Annotated in this window: 18 protein-coding genes and 1 pseudogene; 6 read left to right on the top strand and 13 right to left on the bottom strand. The window is 38.9% G+C overall.

The window, feature by feature from the left end:
• Position 1: 1 nt before the first annotated feature.
• The 8 genes from E2I05_RS04440 to E2I05_RS04400 form a co-directional block, all read right to left on the bottom strand.
• Complete coding sequence (locus tag E2I05_RS04440) at positions 2 to 1,471, bottom strand: ISKra4 family transposase (protein WP_133309488.1); 1,470 nt, start codon at positions 1,469 to 1,471, stop codon at positions 2 to 4.
• A 109-nt stretch (positions 1,472 to 1,580) separates the two neighbouring features.
• Positions 1,581 to 2,117: a relaxase/mobilization nuclease domain-containing protein gene (locus E2I05_RS04435; protein WP_121855259.1), complete on the bottom strand. Its 537-nt coding sequence runs from the start codon at positions 2,115 to 2,117 to the stop codon at positions 1,581 to 1,583.
• Complete coding sequence (gene mobC, locus E2I05_RS04430; protein ID WP_121855260.1) at positions 2,110 to 2,631, bottom strand: plasmid mobilization relaxosome protein MobC; 522 nt, start codon at positions 2,629 to 2,631, stop codon at positions 2,110 to 2,112. The genes E2I05_RS04435 and mobC overlap by 8 nt, the downstream gene beginning before the upstream one ends.
• A gap of 263 nt (positions 2,632 to 2,894) precedes the next feature.
• Entirely contained in the window at positions 2,895 to 3,311 is a 417-nt protein-coding gene (locus E2I05_RS04425; RefSeq protein WP_121855261.1) for a helix-turn-helix domain-containing protein, read from the bottom strand.
• A gap of 22 nt (positions 3,312 to 3,333) precedes the next feature.
• Entirely contained in the window at positions 3,334 to 3,654 is a 321-nt protein-coding gene (locus tag E2I05_RS04420; RefSeq protein WP_121855262.1) for a type II toxin-antitoxin system HigB family toxin, read from the bottom strand.
• Positions 3,655 to 3,943: 289 nt separating this feature from the next.
• Positions 3,944 to 4,423 carry a GNAT family N-acetyltransferase gene (locus tag E2I05_RS04415; protein ID WP_121855263.1) on the bottom strand — a complete coding sequence of 160 codons (480 nt, stop codon included), beginning with the start codon at positions 4,421 to 4,423 and terminating at the stop codon, positions 3,944 to 3,946.
• A gap of 5 nt (positions 4,424 to 4,428) precedes the next feature.
• Positions 4,429 to 5,990 (bottom strand): IS3 family transposase gene (locus E2I05_RS04410; RefSeq protein ID WP_425325188.1). Its coding sequence is split into 2 segments (ribosomal slippage): positions 4,429 to 5,510 and positions 5,510 to 5,990, totalling 1,563 coding nucleotides; the frame shifts between segments, so codons are not numbered across the junction.
• 170 nt (positions 5,991 to 6,160) lie between these two features.
• Positions 6,161 to 6,427, bottom strand: a complete 267-nt coding sequence (locus E2I05_RS04400) for a type II toxin-antitoxin system TacA family antitoxin (RefSeq protein WP_121855322.1) — start codon at positions 6,425 to 6,427, stop codon at positions 6,161 to 6,163.
• A 332-nt stretch (positions 6,428 to 6,759) separates the two neighbouring features.
• Here E2I05_RS04400 and E2I05_RS04395 point away from each other — a divergent pair, with 332 nt between their 5' ends.
• The 3 genes from E2I05_RS04395 (at position 6,760) to E2I05_RS04385 (ending at position 9,312) form a co-directional block, all read left to right on the top strand.
• A complete protein-coding gene (locus E2I05_RS04395) occupies positions 6,760 to 7,056 on the top strand; it encodes a Fic/DOC family N-terminal domain-containing protein (RefSeq protein WP_243641177.1) in 297 nt (98 codons plus the stop codon).
• A 33-nt stretch (positions 7,057 to 7,089) separates the two neighbouring features.
• A protein-coding gene (locus E2I05_RS04390) for an IS630 family transposase (RefSeq protein ID WP_133309486.1) occupies positions 7,090 to 8,225 on the top strand; the annotation gives its coding sequence in 2 pieces (ribosomal slippage) (positions 7,090 to 7,513 and positions 7,513 to 8,225; 1,137 coding nt in all).
• Positions 8,226 to 8,475: 250 nt separating this feature from the next.
• Positions 8,476 to 9,312 carry a Fic family protein gene (locus E2I05_RS04385; protein ID WP_243641162.1) on the top strand — a complete coding sequence of 279 codons (837 nt, stop codon included), beginning with the start codon at positions 8,476 to 8,478 and terminating at the stop codon, positions 9,310 to 9,312.
• A gap of 31 nt (positions 9,313 to 9,343) precedes the next feature.
• Here E2I05_RS04385 and E2I05_RS04380 read toward each other — a convergent pair whose 3' ends face one another.
• Complete coding sequence (locus tag E2I05_RS04380) at positions 9,344 to 10,372, bottom strand: phage integrase (RefSeq protein ID WP_121855112.1); 1,029 nt, start codon at positions 10,370 to 10,372, stop codon at positions 9,344 to 9,346.
• A gap of 219 nt (positions 10,373 to 10,591) precedes the next feature.
• On the opposite strand from E2I05_RS04380, the gene E2I05_RS04375 reads away from it, so the two are divergent.
• Complete coding sequence (locus E2I05_RS04375) at positions 10,592 to 11,443, top strand: ADP-ribosyltransferase (RefSeq protein ID WP_207805338.1); 852 nt, start codon at positions 10,592 to 10,594, stop codon at positions 11,441 to 11,443.
• 15 nt (positions 11,444 to 11,458) lie between these two features.
• Entirely contained in the window at positions 11,459 to 11,623 is a 165-nt protein-coding gene (locus tag E2I05_RS21925; protein WP_165905578.1) for a hypothetical protein, read from the top strand.
• A gap of 307 nt (positions 11,624 to 11,930) precedes the next feature.
• Here the strand turns inward: E2I05_RS21925 and E2I05_RS04370 are convergent, their stop codons facing one another.
• Positions 11,931 to 12,596: a hypothetical protein gene (locus tag E2I05_RS04370; RefSeq protein WP_121855111.1), complete on the bottom strand. Its 666-nt coding sequence runs from the start codon at positions 12,594 to 12,596 to the stop codon at positions 11,931 to 11,933.
• A gap of 322 nt (positions 12,597 to 12,918) precedes the next feature.
• The gene (locus tag E2I05_RS04365; RefSeq protein ID WP_121855110.1) at positions 12,919 to 13,884 is read right to left on the bottom strand and encodes an integron integrase; all 966 of its coding nucleotides are present in this window, start codon (positions 13,882 to 13,884) and stop codon (positions 12,919 to 12,921) included.
• Between the two features lie 573 nt (positions 13,885 to 14,457).
• Between E2I05_RS04365 and E2I05_RS04360 the strand changes: the two genes are divergently transcribed.
• Positions 14,458 to 14,847, top strand: a complete 390-nt coding sequence (locus tag E2I05_RS04360; protein WP_133309485.1) for a hypothetical protein — start codon at positions 14,458 to 14,460, stop codon at positions 14,845 to 14,847.
• A 226-nt stretch (positions 14,848 to 15,073) separates the two neighbouring features.
• On the opposite strand, the gene E2I05_RS04355 is transcribed toward E2I05_RS04360, so the two are convergent.
• Together E2I05_RS04355 and E2I05_RS04350 are read right to left on the bottom strand one after the other, a co-directional pair.
• The gene (locus E2I05_RS04355; protein ID WP_133309854.1) at positions 15,074 to 16,141 is read right to left on the bottom strand and encodes an IS91 family transposase; all 1,068 of its coding nucleotides are present in this window, start codon (positions 16,139 to 16,141) and stop codon (positions 15,074 to 15,076) included.
• A pseudogene (locus E2I05_RS04350) lies at positions 16,141 to 17,029 on the bottom strand (site-specific integrase). The gene E2I05_RS04355 and the pseudogene E2I05_RS04350 overlap by 1 nt, the downstream one beginning before the upstream one ends.
• Positions 17,030 to 17,213 lie beyond the last annotated feature (184 nt).

Below are 17,213 nucleotides of genomic sequence, written 5' to 3'. Positions count from 1 at the left end.
GTTATCCATATCTGTATAACCTCTGTTTGGATTGCTTTTTGTGATACTCCCAATACTCTTCAAGATCACCACTCGATCTTAACGACCTAAGTTTTAATATAGCTTCTGCACCTTCAAGGCTCCATCTCGCTCCAGTGATATCCAACTTATCATTAATCAGATGACGACAAGCTCCCTCAATGACACCGCTAGCAATTGGGAAACCCTGCTCTAACGCTTTACCGTATTCTAATCTTGATTTATTTTTCAATAGATAACCGATGCACTTATTAATGCCTTCTCGTTGTTTTAATTTCCGTTTTGTTGCACTGATCCCAAGGCCTTTTGCTACTTGTGACGCATTACCTCGTAAGATTTCAGTCGCTCGCTTTTCTATCCAATCTTCGACTTCTGGATCATCTTTTTCAAATAAGCACCACGCCGCTTTCCAGAGATATTCAAGCACATGGATGAAATCCATGACCACCGTTGCATTGATGTTGAGTTTCTTCATCACCCGATAAATTTGTTTTAGCTGATGAGGATGACCATCAACGAGTACAACCCACTGACGGCTTTGAGTTGGGTCTCGTTCCAGAGCTTCTAAAAATGCTTCTTCAATCACAGTCGCAGCGCTTCTTTCTACGCTTGACCACACACGTTTATTTCTTGGTGGCACACGTAATGGACGAACATTTGAATTATCATTTCTAGACATGATTGATTCTGGGGTACGATGCAAAGGCTTGGTGGTGTATACCGCTGCAACTTCTGCCATTCGTTTGCGGTCTTTTTTTTCTCCAGCACTTAGGCGTCCTTTGAGCTTCTGTTGTTTCACTGCTTTTTGCGTGCCCTCTCTCAAGCTATTAGGTTGCATAACGATGCCTTTTCCATCCATAGTCAATACCAGTAAATCAGATGTGTTTTCTGGCTTAAGGTATCTCTGCTGGAGATAAAAACCATCAAAATCTTGTGCAATATCCTGCACAATTTGCCTTGCTTGTCGCTTGGGCACGTGCGCATCTGTGGTGGTATCTATTGAGCTTACTGCATCATCATATGAGCCTTGGACTGCTTCTGTAGCGAGTCTTAGGCGTACACCATCAGAGTATTTGTCTTTCGAAAGATTCAGCTCACCATCCATTGGAAACACGTTATCACACCGACGTTGACTGTAACCTTTTCGATGCATCGTTACGGTACCAAATAAACTTTCTAAATTTCGTTTGCAGTTATTTTTCAAATGATTCAATGCAATGTCACGGTTGGAACAAACTTGCTGACGGGGCTCTTCAGCGGTTTTGATATCTAAGAAACCCTGCAATAAACACCGCAACAACTCAGTTCCTTCGGTATCGATATAGGCTTCAACTTCTCCATGGCTCTCTTTCTTAACTTGTTTGTCTTCGAGGTGCGAAATAATACGCTCAAATTTCAATTTGGCTTCAGAAAAGAATGAAAATTCGAGTGAGTTTGAGTATGCTAGTTTCATGAAAGGAGCCTTTTTATAGACTTGTTGTGTTTGCAAACTGATAAGTACTATAAAATTGCTCCTTTTGCACCATTTATTAAACCCATCCAATTGATAATGAATGATCTTTTCATGCTTTTCGTCGATCTAAAAGATCTACACCCAATCCCTTTCTAATATGCAATCGTTTACCATCAAAACCTAAGTTTTTAATAGTGAGGTGAACGTGTGGGCTGTCGGTGTCAGTGTGTAAGGCAAAGACATATTGGTAATTGTCAGCAAAGGTATTTTTAGCAAAAGCTCTGGCGGCTTTTTTTACGGCATAAGGTTCAGTGCCGTTGGGCATGGAAAGCACTATATGAGTCGTATGGCGTGTGTTTGGCTTGGTTGAACTGGTATCGCTGCACCATTGTTTTGCCATTTGATGTAAGTCGTCAGTGTCTTGGTAAACTTGTCCAAGCTCGTCTTCAACATCAAGCTGGCCGTTACGACTGATGTACTCAAAGTGGCTTTGAATATGCGCCATGTTTTTGCAATGGCCGCTGATTTTAACCATAACTTCAGGCGGTTTTTTATTGTAATGCCGAAGTGATTTTATACGGTTAGATTTGAGCCTCACATCACCAGAAAGTAAGCCAGATATTTGATCTCGCAATAGGTTAGTCATGAATATTCCAGCGATGTCGGTTTTGGTGGAGCAGTTTGTAGACTTTATTTTTATGTTCGTTAATTTGCTCTGATAAACCTTGAATCATTGATTTAGTGATCTTGTCACTTTCTCTGAATTCAATATTAAGCACTCTGGCTATTTGATTTAGGTTTCGGCCAATAGCTGCAAGTTGGCGGTTGGAATCTCGTAAAACTCCCATTTCTTCTTGAGTGAGTATTGGCTCACGGTACAAATTTGCCATGACGGAAGCATTTACCCAACTTGTGTCACTTAGGTAGCCTTCTGACTTCGCTCGATAGCTGAGCTTTTTGTGGTTCTCATTTGAGAGCCTGACAGTAACTTTGTCGTTTCGGTTCTCACGAAAGTGATCGGTATTTGAAGCTTCAGGTGATACTCGATTGATCAACATCCGCAACATTTCTGCTTCGCTCATTCCATGCGAATTACAGAAGTTTTTCCAGTTAGATTTTTCAACTTCAGATAACAGAGTTTTAGTTAAATTGACTCCCATATTTTTATTCCTAAAATCACAAGAGAGGGCAACTATCGTTATGTCATGCTTTTTTTAAAATTGCTAGGTTTAGGAATGTGCTTTGAAGATGAAAAATGGCTTTAGTACCAAATGCCAGCAACTTTGGTACTAAATGCCATCTTTTTGCGAATCCTGCATTAGAAATTAGAGGAAGAAGATGAGGCTAGTTTGTTATGGTACTCGTTAGCTCCATTGGAATAAAAAATAGCTGTTGATTAAAGAGTTCATTTAATTTTTATGGCTTAAATAAACATCGCCTTATCGATTCCAAATCGTAAAGATAAGGCTTTAATATGGCTAAGCGTTAATGAGCGCTCACCATTTAGTATCATAGATACGAGAGACTTTCCCCCAATTTCATTTTTAAAGTCGCTATAAGTTAATTGATGTTGATCGATAATGACTCTCAACATAGCGATGGCTGGGTCAATGGCGTCGATATCTTTTTTAAACTCTTTAAATTCGTCAGCTTCTTCTTCGTACTTATGAATAACAGGGAGCAATAGCTCAATCAAGGTATGATTTTTTTCATAGTCTTCTACAAGTTCATCAGCAAGCTCCATTAGCTCGTCATATTGATCTCGGCTTTGAATCCCTGCAATCCAAGGTAACGCTATGAAAGCGTTATTAGCAGCTGTTACCATTTCATGTAAGTTCATAATATACCTCGACGGATTTAGGTTACTTCTTTTTGCTTTTTGTTCTGTATTCATCAACAATTTTGTCGTATTCGGCATGAGTACAAATATGCCTAACATAGAAGTGCCCATCACCTAAAAAAGTAATAAAAGCAATTAATCTGAGTTTTTTTCCACCAATGTCTATCACATACCATTTATCTACATACTTAAAGTTATCGAGACTCGGGAATAACTTTTTTAGTTCATCTGGGTTTTTGGGCTTACTTTTATCCAGTACCTTATATGTATCATCAATAGCTTTTGCATATTTCGGATGCAGAATTTTTGCTGTTTCAAAAGCTTCTTTTTTTACGACGTGCATGATTTATTTTGGTGTTCACATTATGTGAACATTGTAGGGGCTTGTTGGAGATTATGCAAGGTAGAAATATTAATGAAAGTTCACTTAGGTGATCTTTGACCGCCACAAACTTTCTCGCTGCCGCCATTTTGTCGCCTACATTTTATTTTAGTAACCGTTTCATGGGCGTTATAGAGCATTTTCAATAACTTATAATGTCTATGCGTACCATCGGAGAGCATCAGGTAGCGGCTGTGTGGACACTTTGTGGACATGAGTTATTTCCAAAAATTTCTATAAACAGTGTAAGTTATGGCTCAAATATCTGCTTAACAGTCTTCATTGGAAGATACATTCTCGTACGACCATTGTGGTCACACAATACCTCAAAACCATATTTGGCGTAAAAGTTTTGTGCAGCATCATTTAAACAATCTACGACAACAGCAAAAGCCCTCATATGAGCATTCACTTCCCATAAATATTCTAGGGCTTTAATAAGGCTTATTTTTCCTAAACCTGTACTGTGAAATTCTTTATGAACAGCAAGCTGAGCAATAAGAAAAACAGGAATTGGATAGTGAGGTAGTTTTTTTCCGTACTTCTCAGGTAAAGTGCTTCTGTTAATACTGCTGGGAGCAATGGAGTAAAATGAGCAAATTGGATACTTTTGATTCAGTAATGGAAGTTTTGCAGGCAGTATCATGGTTCTGCTAATACCAGCCTGCATATGTTTCATCGCTTTAGTTTTGATAACGGTGTTTTGCAAGACAGTTGTCACTCTTTGCATGAAATTTAAGCTACATTTTTTTCATCTTTCTCAGTATCGTTTTCATTATCTGGGTTTAACATCACATCCCCAGCAGGTTCGCAGTTCCTAACATCACCCGACCAGCGAGATGGATGCTCAGCTTTTGCAGACTTCAATACTTCTTTTCGCTTCATTAATACCAAATTGTCTCTCTCTTCATGCCTCTCTTGAGGGGTGACGTAATTGATCTTGCTGTGTTTATGTTCTTTGTTGTACCACTGTACAAAGCTTTCAACCCAATCTTGAGCCTCTTCTAAGCTTGCGAAACCTTTCGCCGGCCAGTCTGGGCGGTACTTTAATGTTCTGAATAATGCTTCAGAGTAAGGATTATCATTACTCACACTTGGGCGACTCAATGATGGTGTAACGCCTAATTCTTCTAGCTTTGCTTTCATAGTAAAAGACTTCATTGGCGCACCATTATCTGAGTGCAAAATCAGTGGTGTATTAAAGCATTGCTCTCGTAACATCGTCCTCTGTATAAGCTCTGCGGCCTTAATTCCACACTCTTGTTCATGGACTTCATAACCAACTATTTTTCGGCTGTAAATATCTTCAAACATATACAGATAATAGAACTTACCTTTGATGATCGACGCACAATAAGTGATGTCCCATGACCAAATCTGATTCGGCTTTGATGCCTTGTAGCTCTTTGGTTTGCTTCTCTTTTTCACTTCTTTTTCTCGGCCTCGACGATTAAGTTGGTTATGTTGCTTTAGCACTCGATAGAAGCTCGACTCTGACGCAATATAAATCCCTTTATCCAACAAAGACGGAACAATTTGTGACGGTGGCAAACTGGCATATTCATTTTGATTACAGGTATCTAAAATCAGCTGACGTTCCTGCTCAGACAACTTGCTTTGAGGCTCGGGGCGAACCGAGTCAGGGCGCAAATCTTTTTGAACTTGACCATCTTTATACCAACGGCGATAGGTTCTTTTGCTCAACGGAACTTCCTTACAAGCAGGTTCTAGTCTCGCACCTGCACGGCACGCTTCTTGGATTAATTCGATAAGTTGCTGCCTTAGATTCAGTGGCGTTAATTCTCCTCGTTTTCGTCCTCCCATAAGAGGTTGAGCTTTTTTCTTAGCACCAACAAAGCCGTTGTTTCTGCTAAGGCTTTTTCCTTTCGTCTTAGATCTAATTTCAGTGATTTAATCTCAGATTTGTCGAGTTTAGCCTGTTTTTTTGCTTTTACTTTTTGCGCTGTGCTTGACTGAAAACCACCGAGGCAATCTTGTTTCCATTGCTTGACTTGCTCTTTAAATATTCCTTTCTCACGACAATACTGATTTAACTGAGATTCAGTCATTATTGCGGTTTCAATGACAACAGCTAGCTTTGCTTCGGCTGACCAATTGTCTGTATTTAAGGTTTTCCCTGGCACTGGATGTCCTGCTTCTTTTGCTTTATCTCGCCAATAATACAGGGTATGTACAGAAATGCCTTCTTCTCTTGAAATCGCAGCGATTGTCATATTGTGTGGAGGAAGCATTTTACTCAGTACAGCTTCTTTACGTTCAATTGAATAATGTGTCATTTAGGTGTCTAACTTCCGCTCCCTAAACAGTTTAAATTGATTAAATTTTAGGAGTGACAACAAGTCTGACACAGGGGGATAAAGTCATTAAGCTCCTCTTCACCACAATCGAATGATTTACGATCATGTTTTGATTTACTTAACTCTTCAAAGGTTTTTGAGTAGTCCACTTAAAAACCACTGTCCTTGGTAAACTTCGCTGCATCTAATAACGCAGTGTTTGGTTCTTGCGCCTTATCACATGCAGCAAGAAATTGATCAAAAATATTGTCTTCGACAGTAATACTTTCATGCTCAGCAATTACGTGAGTTGCATCTTCATCCATCAGTTTCACGATATATTCAGTAAGGCTTTTTAACCCTAGTAGTGCTGAGGCTTTTTCTGCTTTAGCTTTGATCTTTTCATCAAGCCTAATATCTAAACGTGCAGTTGCCATAATAGTCTCCTGTTGTACGGAGGTCATACGGATGGCATAAGTATAAAGTTAAAGTATAGATAAGGCAATTATACGGAGTGATTCCGTAATTATTTGTTTTTAACAAACGTCGAATTATTTATGACATAGCCAAGCTGTAAGTTGAAGATTTTTGCTGTTTCTATACATGAAGGTCAGCATATGTATATTTTTTTTACTTTTCTATGTATGTTTTAGCTAACATGTATAAAAAAATCGATTTTCTATACATATCTCTTGCTATATGTATAGAAAAATCGATTTTCTATACATATAATTCAAGTTATCGAATATGAGCTTAAGGGCTACTAAAAATGCCTATATCATCGTTACCACTTATTAACATTGAGCAATGGGAAACCAGAGTTGTTTTAAAAAAATCAGCTGAAGCTCATCGTTACTTAGCAGAACTAAAAGGCATTGCAGCAAGTATCCCTAATGAAGCTATTCTGATCAATACGCTATCTTTGCAGGAAGCAAAGGACAGTTCAGAAGTTGAAAATATCGTGACAACGCATGATGAGCTGTATAAAGCGAATCTATTTGAAGAAGTGGTAACTAACCTAGTAGTCCATTCAAGAACAAATAATGACCGAATGGTTATATCCTAACAACTCCTGAACACAAGAAACACTGGAGTTGTTATGAGGGTTAAATACCACGTTCGTTTGAGTAATGAAGAACGTTCAATGCTTGAGGCTTTGATAAAGCAGAAGAAACCACGTGTTGCTCAACATAAGAAACGACACGCCCAAATTTTACTTGCTATTGATGAGAATAATTCGCCACTGACCAATCAACAGATTGCTAAAGCACTAAACATCTCACCACTTGCAGTAACGAGCCTTAGAAAGCGTTTTGTCGAAGAAGGATTAGAAGTCGCTGTGAATAGCAAACACAGCCATCAAGGCCGCAGACGCATAATGGATGGCGAAGCCGAAGCCCACCTAATTGCACTGGCCTGCTCTACGCCTCCTGAAGGACGTTGCCGTTGGACATTAAATCTTCTTAGAGACAAGATGATTGAACTCAAATATATCGATAACATATCAAGAACTTCTGTTCATTATGCTTTAAAAAAAACGAACTTAAACCATGGCTTAAAGAAGAGTGGTGTATACCTAAAGAGGAAAACGCTGCTTTCGTGAGTGCTATGGAAGATATATTAGAACTCTATAAACTTCCTTACAATCCTAAGCGTCCTTTAGTATGCCTTGATGAAACCAGCAAACAACAAGTTAAAGAAGTTCGCAATCCGTTACCCTTAGTTTCAGGTTATCCAGAGCGATACGATACAGAGTATGAGCGTAACGGTGTCAGCAACCTGTTCATGATATTTGAGCCTTTAGCGGGCTGGCGACATGTTGAAGTCACTGAACACAGAACGGCCATTGATTGGGCTCATCAAGTAAAAGCCTTAGTAGACGGGCGTTATAAGGACGCTGAGACAATTGTATTAGTTGAGGATAACTTGAATACTCATACACCGGCTTCATTTTATAAGGCCTTCGAACCAGAAGAAGCTCGTAGGTTGATCAATAAAATAGAATTTCATTACACGCCAAAGCACGGAAGTTGGTTGGATATGGCTGAAATTGAATTAAGTATCTTGAGCAGGCAATGCTTAAACCGAAGAATACCCGATCAGGAAACACTAAATACTGAAGTCGAAGCCTGGGTTACCGAGCGTAATGAGTCCAAGGCTAAGATGAACTGGCAGTTCACGACTGAGGAGGCACGTATAAAATTAAAGAAACTTTACCCCGTACTCCCAGAGTAAAGTGAGCCTTTTAACAGAAGTTCACTGATTAACGAAATCCAGTTACACATTCGTTAATCAAAGCATGAAAAGCTAGAATCCTACTGACTTGCCAAGGGGTGGGAGGAGGTGTTTTGTTCAGATATCACTTATTTGTCAATTGATTGTGAACAAAAGTTAAGTAAGAGTTTAAAACAATAAATATCGATATATGATTCTTAGCTCTCCTATGACTATGGTTTACCAGAACAGCTTTAACTGTAGAATTCATATGAATGGACTACTAGCCACAAAAGAAGTTCAAGATTATGCGTTTGCTTTGAAACAGGGATTTGAGAACGTCAGAAAACAGAAAATTATTCGTTTAGATGACATTTTATCGGTACAGCAACACCTTGAACATAATAATGCTGGCTTGAGAAAGCTGCCGGGAACCGATCTTAAAAACGCTCGAACAGGGGAGGTAATTTATACTCCTCCGCAGCACGCAGATGATATTGCTGAATTGATGGATAATTTAGTCCAGTATATCAATGACGATACATTGTGCGATGCAGATCCACTTGTAAAAATGGCAATTATTCACCACCAGTTTGAGAGCATACACCCATTTTATGATGGTAATGGCAGAACAGGTCGAATCATCAATATCTTGTATCTAGTGGCACAAGATTTATTAAATCTACCAGTGCTTTATTTGAGTAGATTTATCATTCAGAATAAATCTGATTATTATCAAAAACTGCAGGATGTTCGAGACTCTGGAAACTGGGAGCCTTGGTTTTTGTATATTTTGACAGGTATTGTCGATACCGCAAAAAATACGATTCAGCTTATTACAGAAATGAAAGTGCTGATGTCGGAATACAAGCATCGAATGCGTAATGATTTAACAAAAATCTATAGCCAAGATTTATTGAATAATTTGTTTAATCACCCTTACACAAAAATTGAATTTGTGATGGATGATTTAGGCGTAACTAGAATTACTGCAACTAAATATCTAGAGCAATTGGTAGAGCATGGTTTTTTAAAGAAACACAAAGTAGGTAGGGTTAATTATTATATGAATCAACCCCTTTGTGACATACTTACAAGGCTTGTTTAGAATTTAGTTAAGATGTTTTCGAGGTTTGAAGCTACTGTTCACCAGCGTTTTCAAGGGGATTCTTACTAATAGCATCTTCTAAATGTGTAGGTGCAAAGTGAGCGTAGCGCATGGTGTCTTTAATATCTGAGTGGCCTAAAATCTCTTTTAACACCAATATATTTCCTCCATTCATCATAAAGTGGCTGGCAAAGGTGTGGCGTAAAACGTGGGTCATTTGTCCTTCAGGTAACTGGATTCGGGCACGTTTTACCGCCTCCTGAAATGATTTACGGCATGGGCGGAAAAGGTTGCCTCTTACTCTTGGTAATTCTGCCGCCAAGCTTGTTGAAATTGGCACTGTCCGGTTTTTCTTACCTTTAGTCTTAATAAAGGTAATTCGGTTATTGGCTATTTGGTTGCCAGTTAAGCCTTCGGCTTCAGACCATCTTGAGCCAGTTGCTAAACAGATTTTAACAACAGTGATCAAGTGCTCGTATTTTGCGTTACGGCATTCTTCAAGTAGCAGTGGTATTTCTTCAGGATAGAGAAACGCTAATTCTTGCTCAGCAATTTTGAAGGGGCTGAGTCCATCAAGTGGATTAGGTAACTTCCATTCGCCTAATTTCTTAAGTTCACTGAATACAGCATTTAAGTATGCTTGCTCATGGTTGACTGTATTCGGTTTTACGCAAAAATTGTTTCCCTGCATATCTTCAATTTCACCGTCTAAGCGCATTTGGCGATAGTGGGCAAAATCATTAACGGTCAACTTACTGGCTATAGGATCACCAAGGCCATTACAAATTAGCTGAAGTTTCTTTAAACGGTTTGTTGGTTCTGCTAGCTGTTGACCGTGAAGATCATGCCAAAGCTGGATAAGTTCAGAAAGCTTTCGACTATCAGTCTTTTCACCAAGCCAAGGCTTATCTTCAACTTTGTTGAGAATATGCTTCTCAAATGCAACCGCTTCACCACGAGTAGCAAAGCGTTTACGGAGACGTTTGCTTTCTCTACCAGATAATCGAATGTCTAACTTCCAAGGCTGATCACTGCCATCTTTGAGGTTGATGATAGCCATGTTAGCTCCACTTTCAGATACTCATTTTTAACATTGAGCTTTGTTACTCTATGGACGGCATTAAACATTAGTGCAAGGCTATCGTTGCATGTTTAATTCTACGAAAATATACATAAAGTCATGAGAGCTTTGGTTACTCAAATAGGTTGGCATCATTAGAACTTAGCATCTTTTCATCTACTGGTTGAAGGGGTATAGTTATCGCTTATTCGATTTCATATGGCGCTAAACGCATTGATTATTGACTATAAAACAGAGTTGATTCATGAACATACCGCTATCAATTGTGTGAGTGAGTTTCTAGCCGAAGCTTGTAATGCTTTGGAATCAAGTACGTCATCAAAAGATATTGAGGACTTTGACTTACCTATTGGTGTGATTCTTCAATGCATTGCCAACTCCCATAAGCTGGATTACATACGGTTAGCCAAGAATTCTCGTTCTAAACAATATCAAATTATAAAAGAGTTTGATGGAGCATTTAAACCAAGACACCAAAAAGCGGTAGCTCTATACCAAAGTGCAAGCCGAGATAAGATAATAGATGGTCTGAAACCTCATCAATATATTCATCAGTATTTACTTAACAGCCAAGAGGTAACCTCTGCACAAACACAGAGTGCGCAAATTGTCGTAAAGCATTTAGATGAAGCCTTTGATATTAGTAAACAGTATTTGTCACTAAGCAAAGGGCAGAGACTATATCGTGGTGTAAGCATTTCGGAGAAAGAATTGCAAAAGTACATCGACTCTTCTGAAGGTGGTCAACCTTTTGTTAATACGAACTATATGTCGACTTCTTTAAGTGAAAGTATTGCTAAAGCATTCTCAGCATTATCATATCTAGGCAAGCTGCGTATAGAACCAGACGTTGCAAACGACTTAACTGATATTGTTTTAGTTTTAACTAATCGAAAAGAAGAATTACCTTTTATAGTGCCTGATGCTCTAAAAAAAGTTAATCATAATCAAGGACAGATGGAAGTTCTACTGCCAAGAGATATTCAACTTCTTCCAACTCATTTTGAATTTGATGAGTTCAATGCTAAAATTTACGCAGATATTGTATAGTGCTAGGGTGATAATATGAATCAAAATACTGCTAAGAAAAAGGATGCACCTTCAGCTGTTCGCCTTCAGGCAAAAGAGCTTTTTGAGAAGAAAAAAGCATTCGCTAAAAAGTTATCTAAAAAACAGGCTTTTATTAAGCAGCTAGATAACTCAACGTCTCCGGCGTCAGCCTATTTATAAGATATGAGCTGCTAATAATGGTAGCAGCTTACTTAGCTTATTTTCCATCCAACACCTTTTTTACCACTCTTCCCTTAACCTCAGTTGTTTCAGTATTAACATGATATTTTTCATCTTCGTCATAGAAGTAGATTTTCCAGTCTGGTAATAGTCTTAATTCACCAACTTGATCTGCGCCGTCAACACTACAAAGGTAAGTGCCTTTTGAAGACTATTGCCAAGCGGTGAGTATTAAACCTTGGTAGAAGAATATTGTTGCATGTTTAAAGTGTCAAAAATATACATGAGTGTAAGCAGAATCAATGAACTAAGAATCATTATTTGACGCTAAATAGGCATCATACCTTTCTTGGGCAGAATCTCGTTTAAGAATTGCATTTCTTATTGATGCTGGATAAACAGAAAGTGACTGACAATAAGAATCCCAGTAGATTCCGCAGATTTCATTTGGTTTATGAGGCGTGTCATTTTTAACCAGCTCTAATGCTTGTTCAGCGGTAAAAGAGTTTTTATTCTTTGCTAGATCTGAGATTGAATTAACGAGACAAACTCCATTTTCAACTAATGTTACGAACGGTTTTAGGGTAAGGCAGATTGGGTCAAATTGATTCCATCGAAGTAGTTCAATTCTGCCATCTTTATTTTTTACGAACCGAAACACATCCTTGTCGTACATGGATAGCTCAGCAAAAAAATCTCTAGGAGGGGCATAGCCTAAAACTTCTTGCCTCCAATAAATATAATCCTCGCTATGATCTGCCGGATTAAACTTTTTACTACGTTTCAGATCAATACAAACATCAATATCACCGAATCGCTCACCGTCTCTTGTTAGACTTCCTACCAAAGCTGCTTTTTCAATTTGATAATACTCACTGTACTCGTTATTCCAAAATTGGATTCTTTCTAGAAGGCCGAATAATTTTTTATGTGCAACAGGCTTACTAAGTTTAGTTTTATACTGCTTGGGCAAAAGTTCACCTCTGACTTAACTATTTGCAACTCTATTGTGTATCTAAGTCAGTAAGTTAAGGGAAATGATAGAAGCAGTAAAATTAATAATTGTTTAAGGTCAGTGTCTTTTGAAGTCCTAACTCATTTTTGCCCCATTACTGGTTAGAGTTTTTAATCTAAATCTTCTGTTGTTTTTGATTTTTGTATTAGATTAGCTAATGCAAACAGCATCCTAATATCCGATATGCTGACTTATAGCAAAAATATTTCTGTTGTTTCCTCTAAGTAACGTTATAGTTTCCTTTGTGAAAAGAAAGCTAATTAGCCGATTTAAGTAATAATCATAACCCTAATCTATCTAGAGGGCTTACTGTTCCAGCATAGTGCTGACCAAGAACATGGGTGTATATCTGAGTTGTATTCAAATCATTATGCCCAAGTAACTCTTGAACGGTGCGAATATCTTGCCCTTGCTCTAAAAGATGAGTAGCAAAAGAGTGTCTAAAAGTATGGCAATTCACCTTCTTTCTGATCTCAGATTGTTTAACGGCTGATTGTAAAGCCTTTCTAATAGAACTGGCATGTAGATGATGCCGCACGACTTCACCAGTTTCTGGATGAGGGCAAATGGTTGATGAGGGAAACACATGCATCCATGCTGCTTGACGAAAGGCATTTGGGTACTTCTTTGCCAAAGCAAATGGTAAAGATGGGCCTACTCCTTGCTTATTGTCAGCTTGTTGTAGCTGAATTGCATTTTCAATCACAGCTTCGAGTTGTTTCGCACAATGCTGACCTAATATCGTTTGCCTGTCTTTATTTCCTTTACCATCTCTAATAGTAAGCGAAAGTTTTTCCAAATCAATATCTTGCACCCTTAAACGCAAACATTCCGTTATTCTTAGCCCGCTGCCATAAAGTAATTGAATAATAAGAGCATTTCTTCCAGATAATAAACTTAATATTGTGTGTACTTCAGATACATTAAGAACAATTGGTAATTGCCGCTGCTTTGTCGCAAGTGTAAAACCGAGATCACCAATCTCTTCTTTCAAGATTTTTTTGTATAGAAAAACTAGAGCATTCAATGCAACTTTTTGCGTGTTAGCAGCCATATTTTTGTCAGTAGCTAACCAGCTTAAGAATACCTTAATGTGACCAGGGGATAAATCTGTGGGATGTTTCTTATGATTAAATAAAATGTAACGTTTAATCCAATACAAATATGATTTTTCTGTTCTTATACTGTAACCCCGTAATCGAATTTCAGCTCTTATTGACTCTAAAAATGGGCTTTTATTTGACATAGCGCAATTCCATTTGCTTAACTGTGTTTTTATACAGTATGATTGGCTGAATTTAAAAATCAAGCGTTATTCGTAAATCACAAGGTCTAACACACACACCTTAGTAAATCATAACCATCTGATATAGAAGATATAAGCAATATCTAATTGGGGATAATGAGAATGCTGAACAGGATAAACGCGCATTCTCGCTTTGCCAGAGCTAAGGAATTAAGATAATATAATTTTATTTATTAAAACATAGTGTTGCGTTTACCTTAGCTTTTTATCTATTTTGGGTAATTGAGCATGCGCAGTATTAAAATGTTAGGTGGCAAATATCCGAAGCTGACCTATAGTGAACTTTTATAGCTACTCAGCATCCTTAAAAAGCCAGCACAACAACCCAAATGAATAAGGATTGCGTCATAAAACATCTGGGGAATCTGATTTCCAGAATTTTTTCTGTCTGATCGAACAGTAAATTTTGTTGATTCCGGAAACTAGTGAAAAACTGCCACTGGTTACTAATTGCCAGCTGAGAGCTCAAAAATCAAGTAACCAAACAAGAGAGCCGTGGTCACGGAAAAGGTTATGAGAAAATATGTGCTAATTGCTATTTTTTTCTTTAAATGTGCTGCTGTTATTGCAGGGGATAAGGTAGTTGATCAGTTTTATGGAACATCTTCTGAGGGCAAAACCTATGTAGTTAGATACCATCAAACTGAGGGAGGAGTAATGTATGCACTACTTTATCACGGTAATGTATTAAATTTTTGGTTATTGAGTAGCCTTCCTACACCATTACCGAATAATAATGCCGCACTTCTCACATTTAATGATGGCAACTGTATGTATTTATACAATATAACAAGGGAGGTTTCCTTGTTAACTTTTGACCATTCACTTTCTCGTCCACTCCTAAGCAGCCACCTAACAAATAAGGATAGGCGTAGCGAAGCCTGCGCCTTATCCAGTTGTTGAACAAGCCCGACGCCACTTATATATGCAAATATCTCTGATATGTTTTTAAGATTGGAGTGAGCCATTTCTCGACTCACTTTTTAAAAGGTGTGACTCATCCTTGATGGCGATCTTGCGATTCTTGTTACCATCAATACCTTGTTTCGTTTGATTGTCGTTTTTTGCTTATTTATGCCCTCTAAAATTAACCATTACATTATCCTTATTATTCGTTTCAATCGTATTTTCAGCCATAACCGAACGGTCTAGTAATGCCTAAAAAGATCATAGGCTGCTGACAACAACGGCACAGGCATTGTGCTTTTTTCCGAGCGACTGGCTTTATAATGCTTAAATCCAACTTGTGCGCCATTATTAAACACAGCTGAATTTTCTTGAGCGTCTTGCTTGCTCCGCCATGCAGTAATCCATAATCTCTGACTCGCCGAAATCCTTTAGGGATGACGTGTTGCAGTATTTGCCACAAGAACTTAAGTGTCGGCAATGTCTTAATCTGTGTTTGTTTGGTTTCACTGTCGATGTAGCGAAAGCTAACGGTGTCATCGGCTACCTTAACGATATCTCTGTCGGGTAATACACCACGGTAAAGGTATCGAGACAGATACTTAAGCGCAGGCAAACCTTTACCCACATGGCGACAATTCACGACCCATTTTTTAGGGATTTTACTGGGCAGCTTAAGCTTGAGTTGATGGTTCAAGGCTTCGAGCATTCTTGCTCGCCAAACCTTGGCAAGGCTATCCGTATTAAACAGATAATCTCCTTTATTTTTGCGCCATTCATTACGGCCTTTATGGTAGCCGCCAGCGGGTATTATCACGTGTATGTGTGGATGAAATTGACGCTGGCGACCATGGGTGTGCAACACGCAGGTGAAACCGATATCGGCCTGCCAGCTTTTTTTATTGCGGCCAAAGTCTTTCAAAATACTGGCTACTACTGCGAACATGGCATCAAACACGGCTTGCTGATGTTGAAATGTCAACGCTCGCAACTGTGATGGCAAAGTGAACGTATCCATATAGTAATCGACAGGCAACAATTTCATTTGCTGACGATTAAGCCAATCTTGAGTCGTATTGTGTTGGCATAAATTACAGCTGCGATGACCGCATGACAGTGGCAAGTCTTGATAACGATGACAGTCATCGCATTGCCATTGGCTGCAACCTTTATTGAAGGTCTTGCAACTGAGCATGGCATTCATGGCCTGATGGTGTTCATTGGTGAGCTTATGCTGATATTCAAGTTTAAAGGCGTCAAGGTGCTCAGATAATATGTCTACGAAGTGCATCACTTATCCCTCCAAGTGAGAGGAAGTGAGTCGGTTAAGTCATTAATGGTGTCTCTTGTAGATTGTGATTTAACTTCGGTCAGCTTGGTATAAATGAGTGTGGTGTTGAGGCTTTTGTGACCGAGCGCCACTTGAATGCTGCGTAGGTCAACGCCTCGCTCAAGAAGATGGGTTGCATAGCAATGACGTAAAGTGTGGGGACTGATTTTTTTTAAAAATGCCACATTCAGTGACAATTTTTCTCATGGCTTTTTGTACTCCGCCCTTATCCATTGGTTGGTTAGAGTGGCTATGTTTACTGGGGAATAACCAATTGCGATGTCGATGTGTTTGCCAATAAGCTCGAAGTGTTGCAAGCGTTCTTCGAGGAAGTGGAACCAATCGGTCTTGACCTCCTTTGCCGTCACGCACATGGACTTGCATACTGGCCTTGTCGATGTCACCGATTTGTAAATGAATGCCTTCATTGAGTCGAAGTCCTAGGCTGTAAAGTGTCAACAAGAACACTTGATATCTCAGCTGCTCGGTACGACTTATTATCAAAGCGACTTCATCAACGGATAACGTATCAGGTAATCGTTTTACCTGCTGAGGTTTAACAATATCGAGCCATTGCCACTTCTTATTGAGGGTGAACGCATAAAAGAATTGCAAGCCGTTACGGTCAACCTTGACGGTGCTCCATGAGTGCGAAAGTATTAATGCATTAAAATAATCTTTGAGTTCTTGGGTACAAAGGTTATCAGGACACCGACCGAAATGGTTGGCAATGCGCCTCACGGCACGACTGTAACTGTCAATCGTTGCCTTGCGCTTGCCTTGCAGTCGTAAGTTGGTAATATGTTGTTTATATAGAAAATCAAAACGTTGTTGTTCGTAGGGTGTCATAAAATACTCCTTAAGTTATCCAGCCACATGGCGGTAAGAGAAGTATTACTCAGAGCTTATAATGATATGATTAATTGTTGTTTAACCGCTGTTTCTGCCGCACAGCGGCTTCGTTCAACAAGTGGTTCCAGGTGACGCCGCCTTCGGCGGCGCACCTGAACCAAGCGTTAGGTTTTAAAAGGAA

Source organism: Parashewanella spongiae, from assembly GCF_004358345.1.
GTDB classification, from domain to species: Bacteria; Pseudomonadota; Gammaproteobacteria; order Enterobacterales; family Shewanellaceae; genus Parashewanella; species Parashewanella spongiae.
The sequence above is the reverse complement of the archived record's forward strand: the minus strand, read 5'-3'. Positions and strand labels throughout refer to the sequence as shown.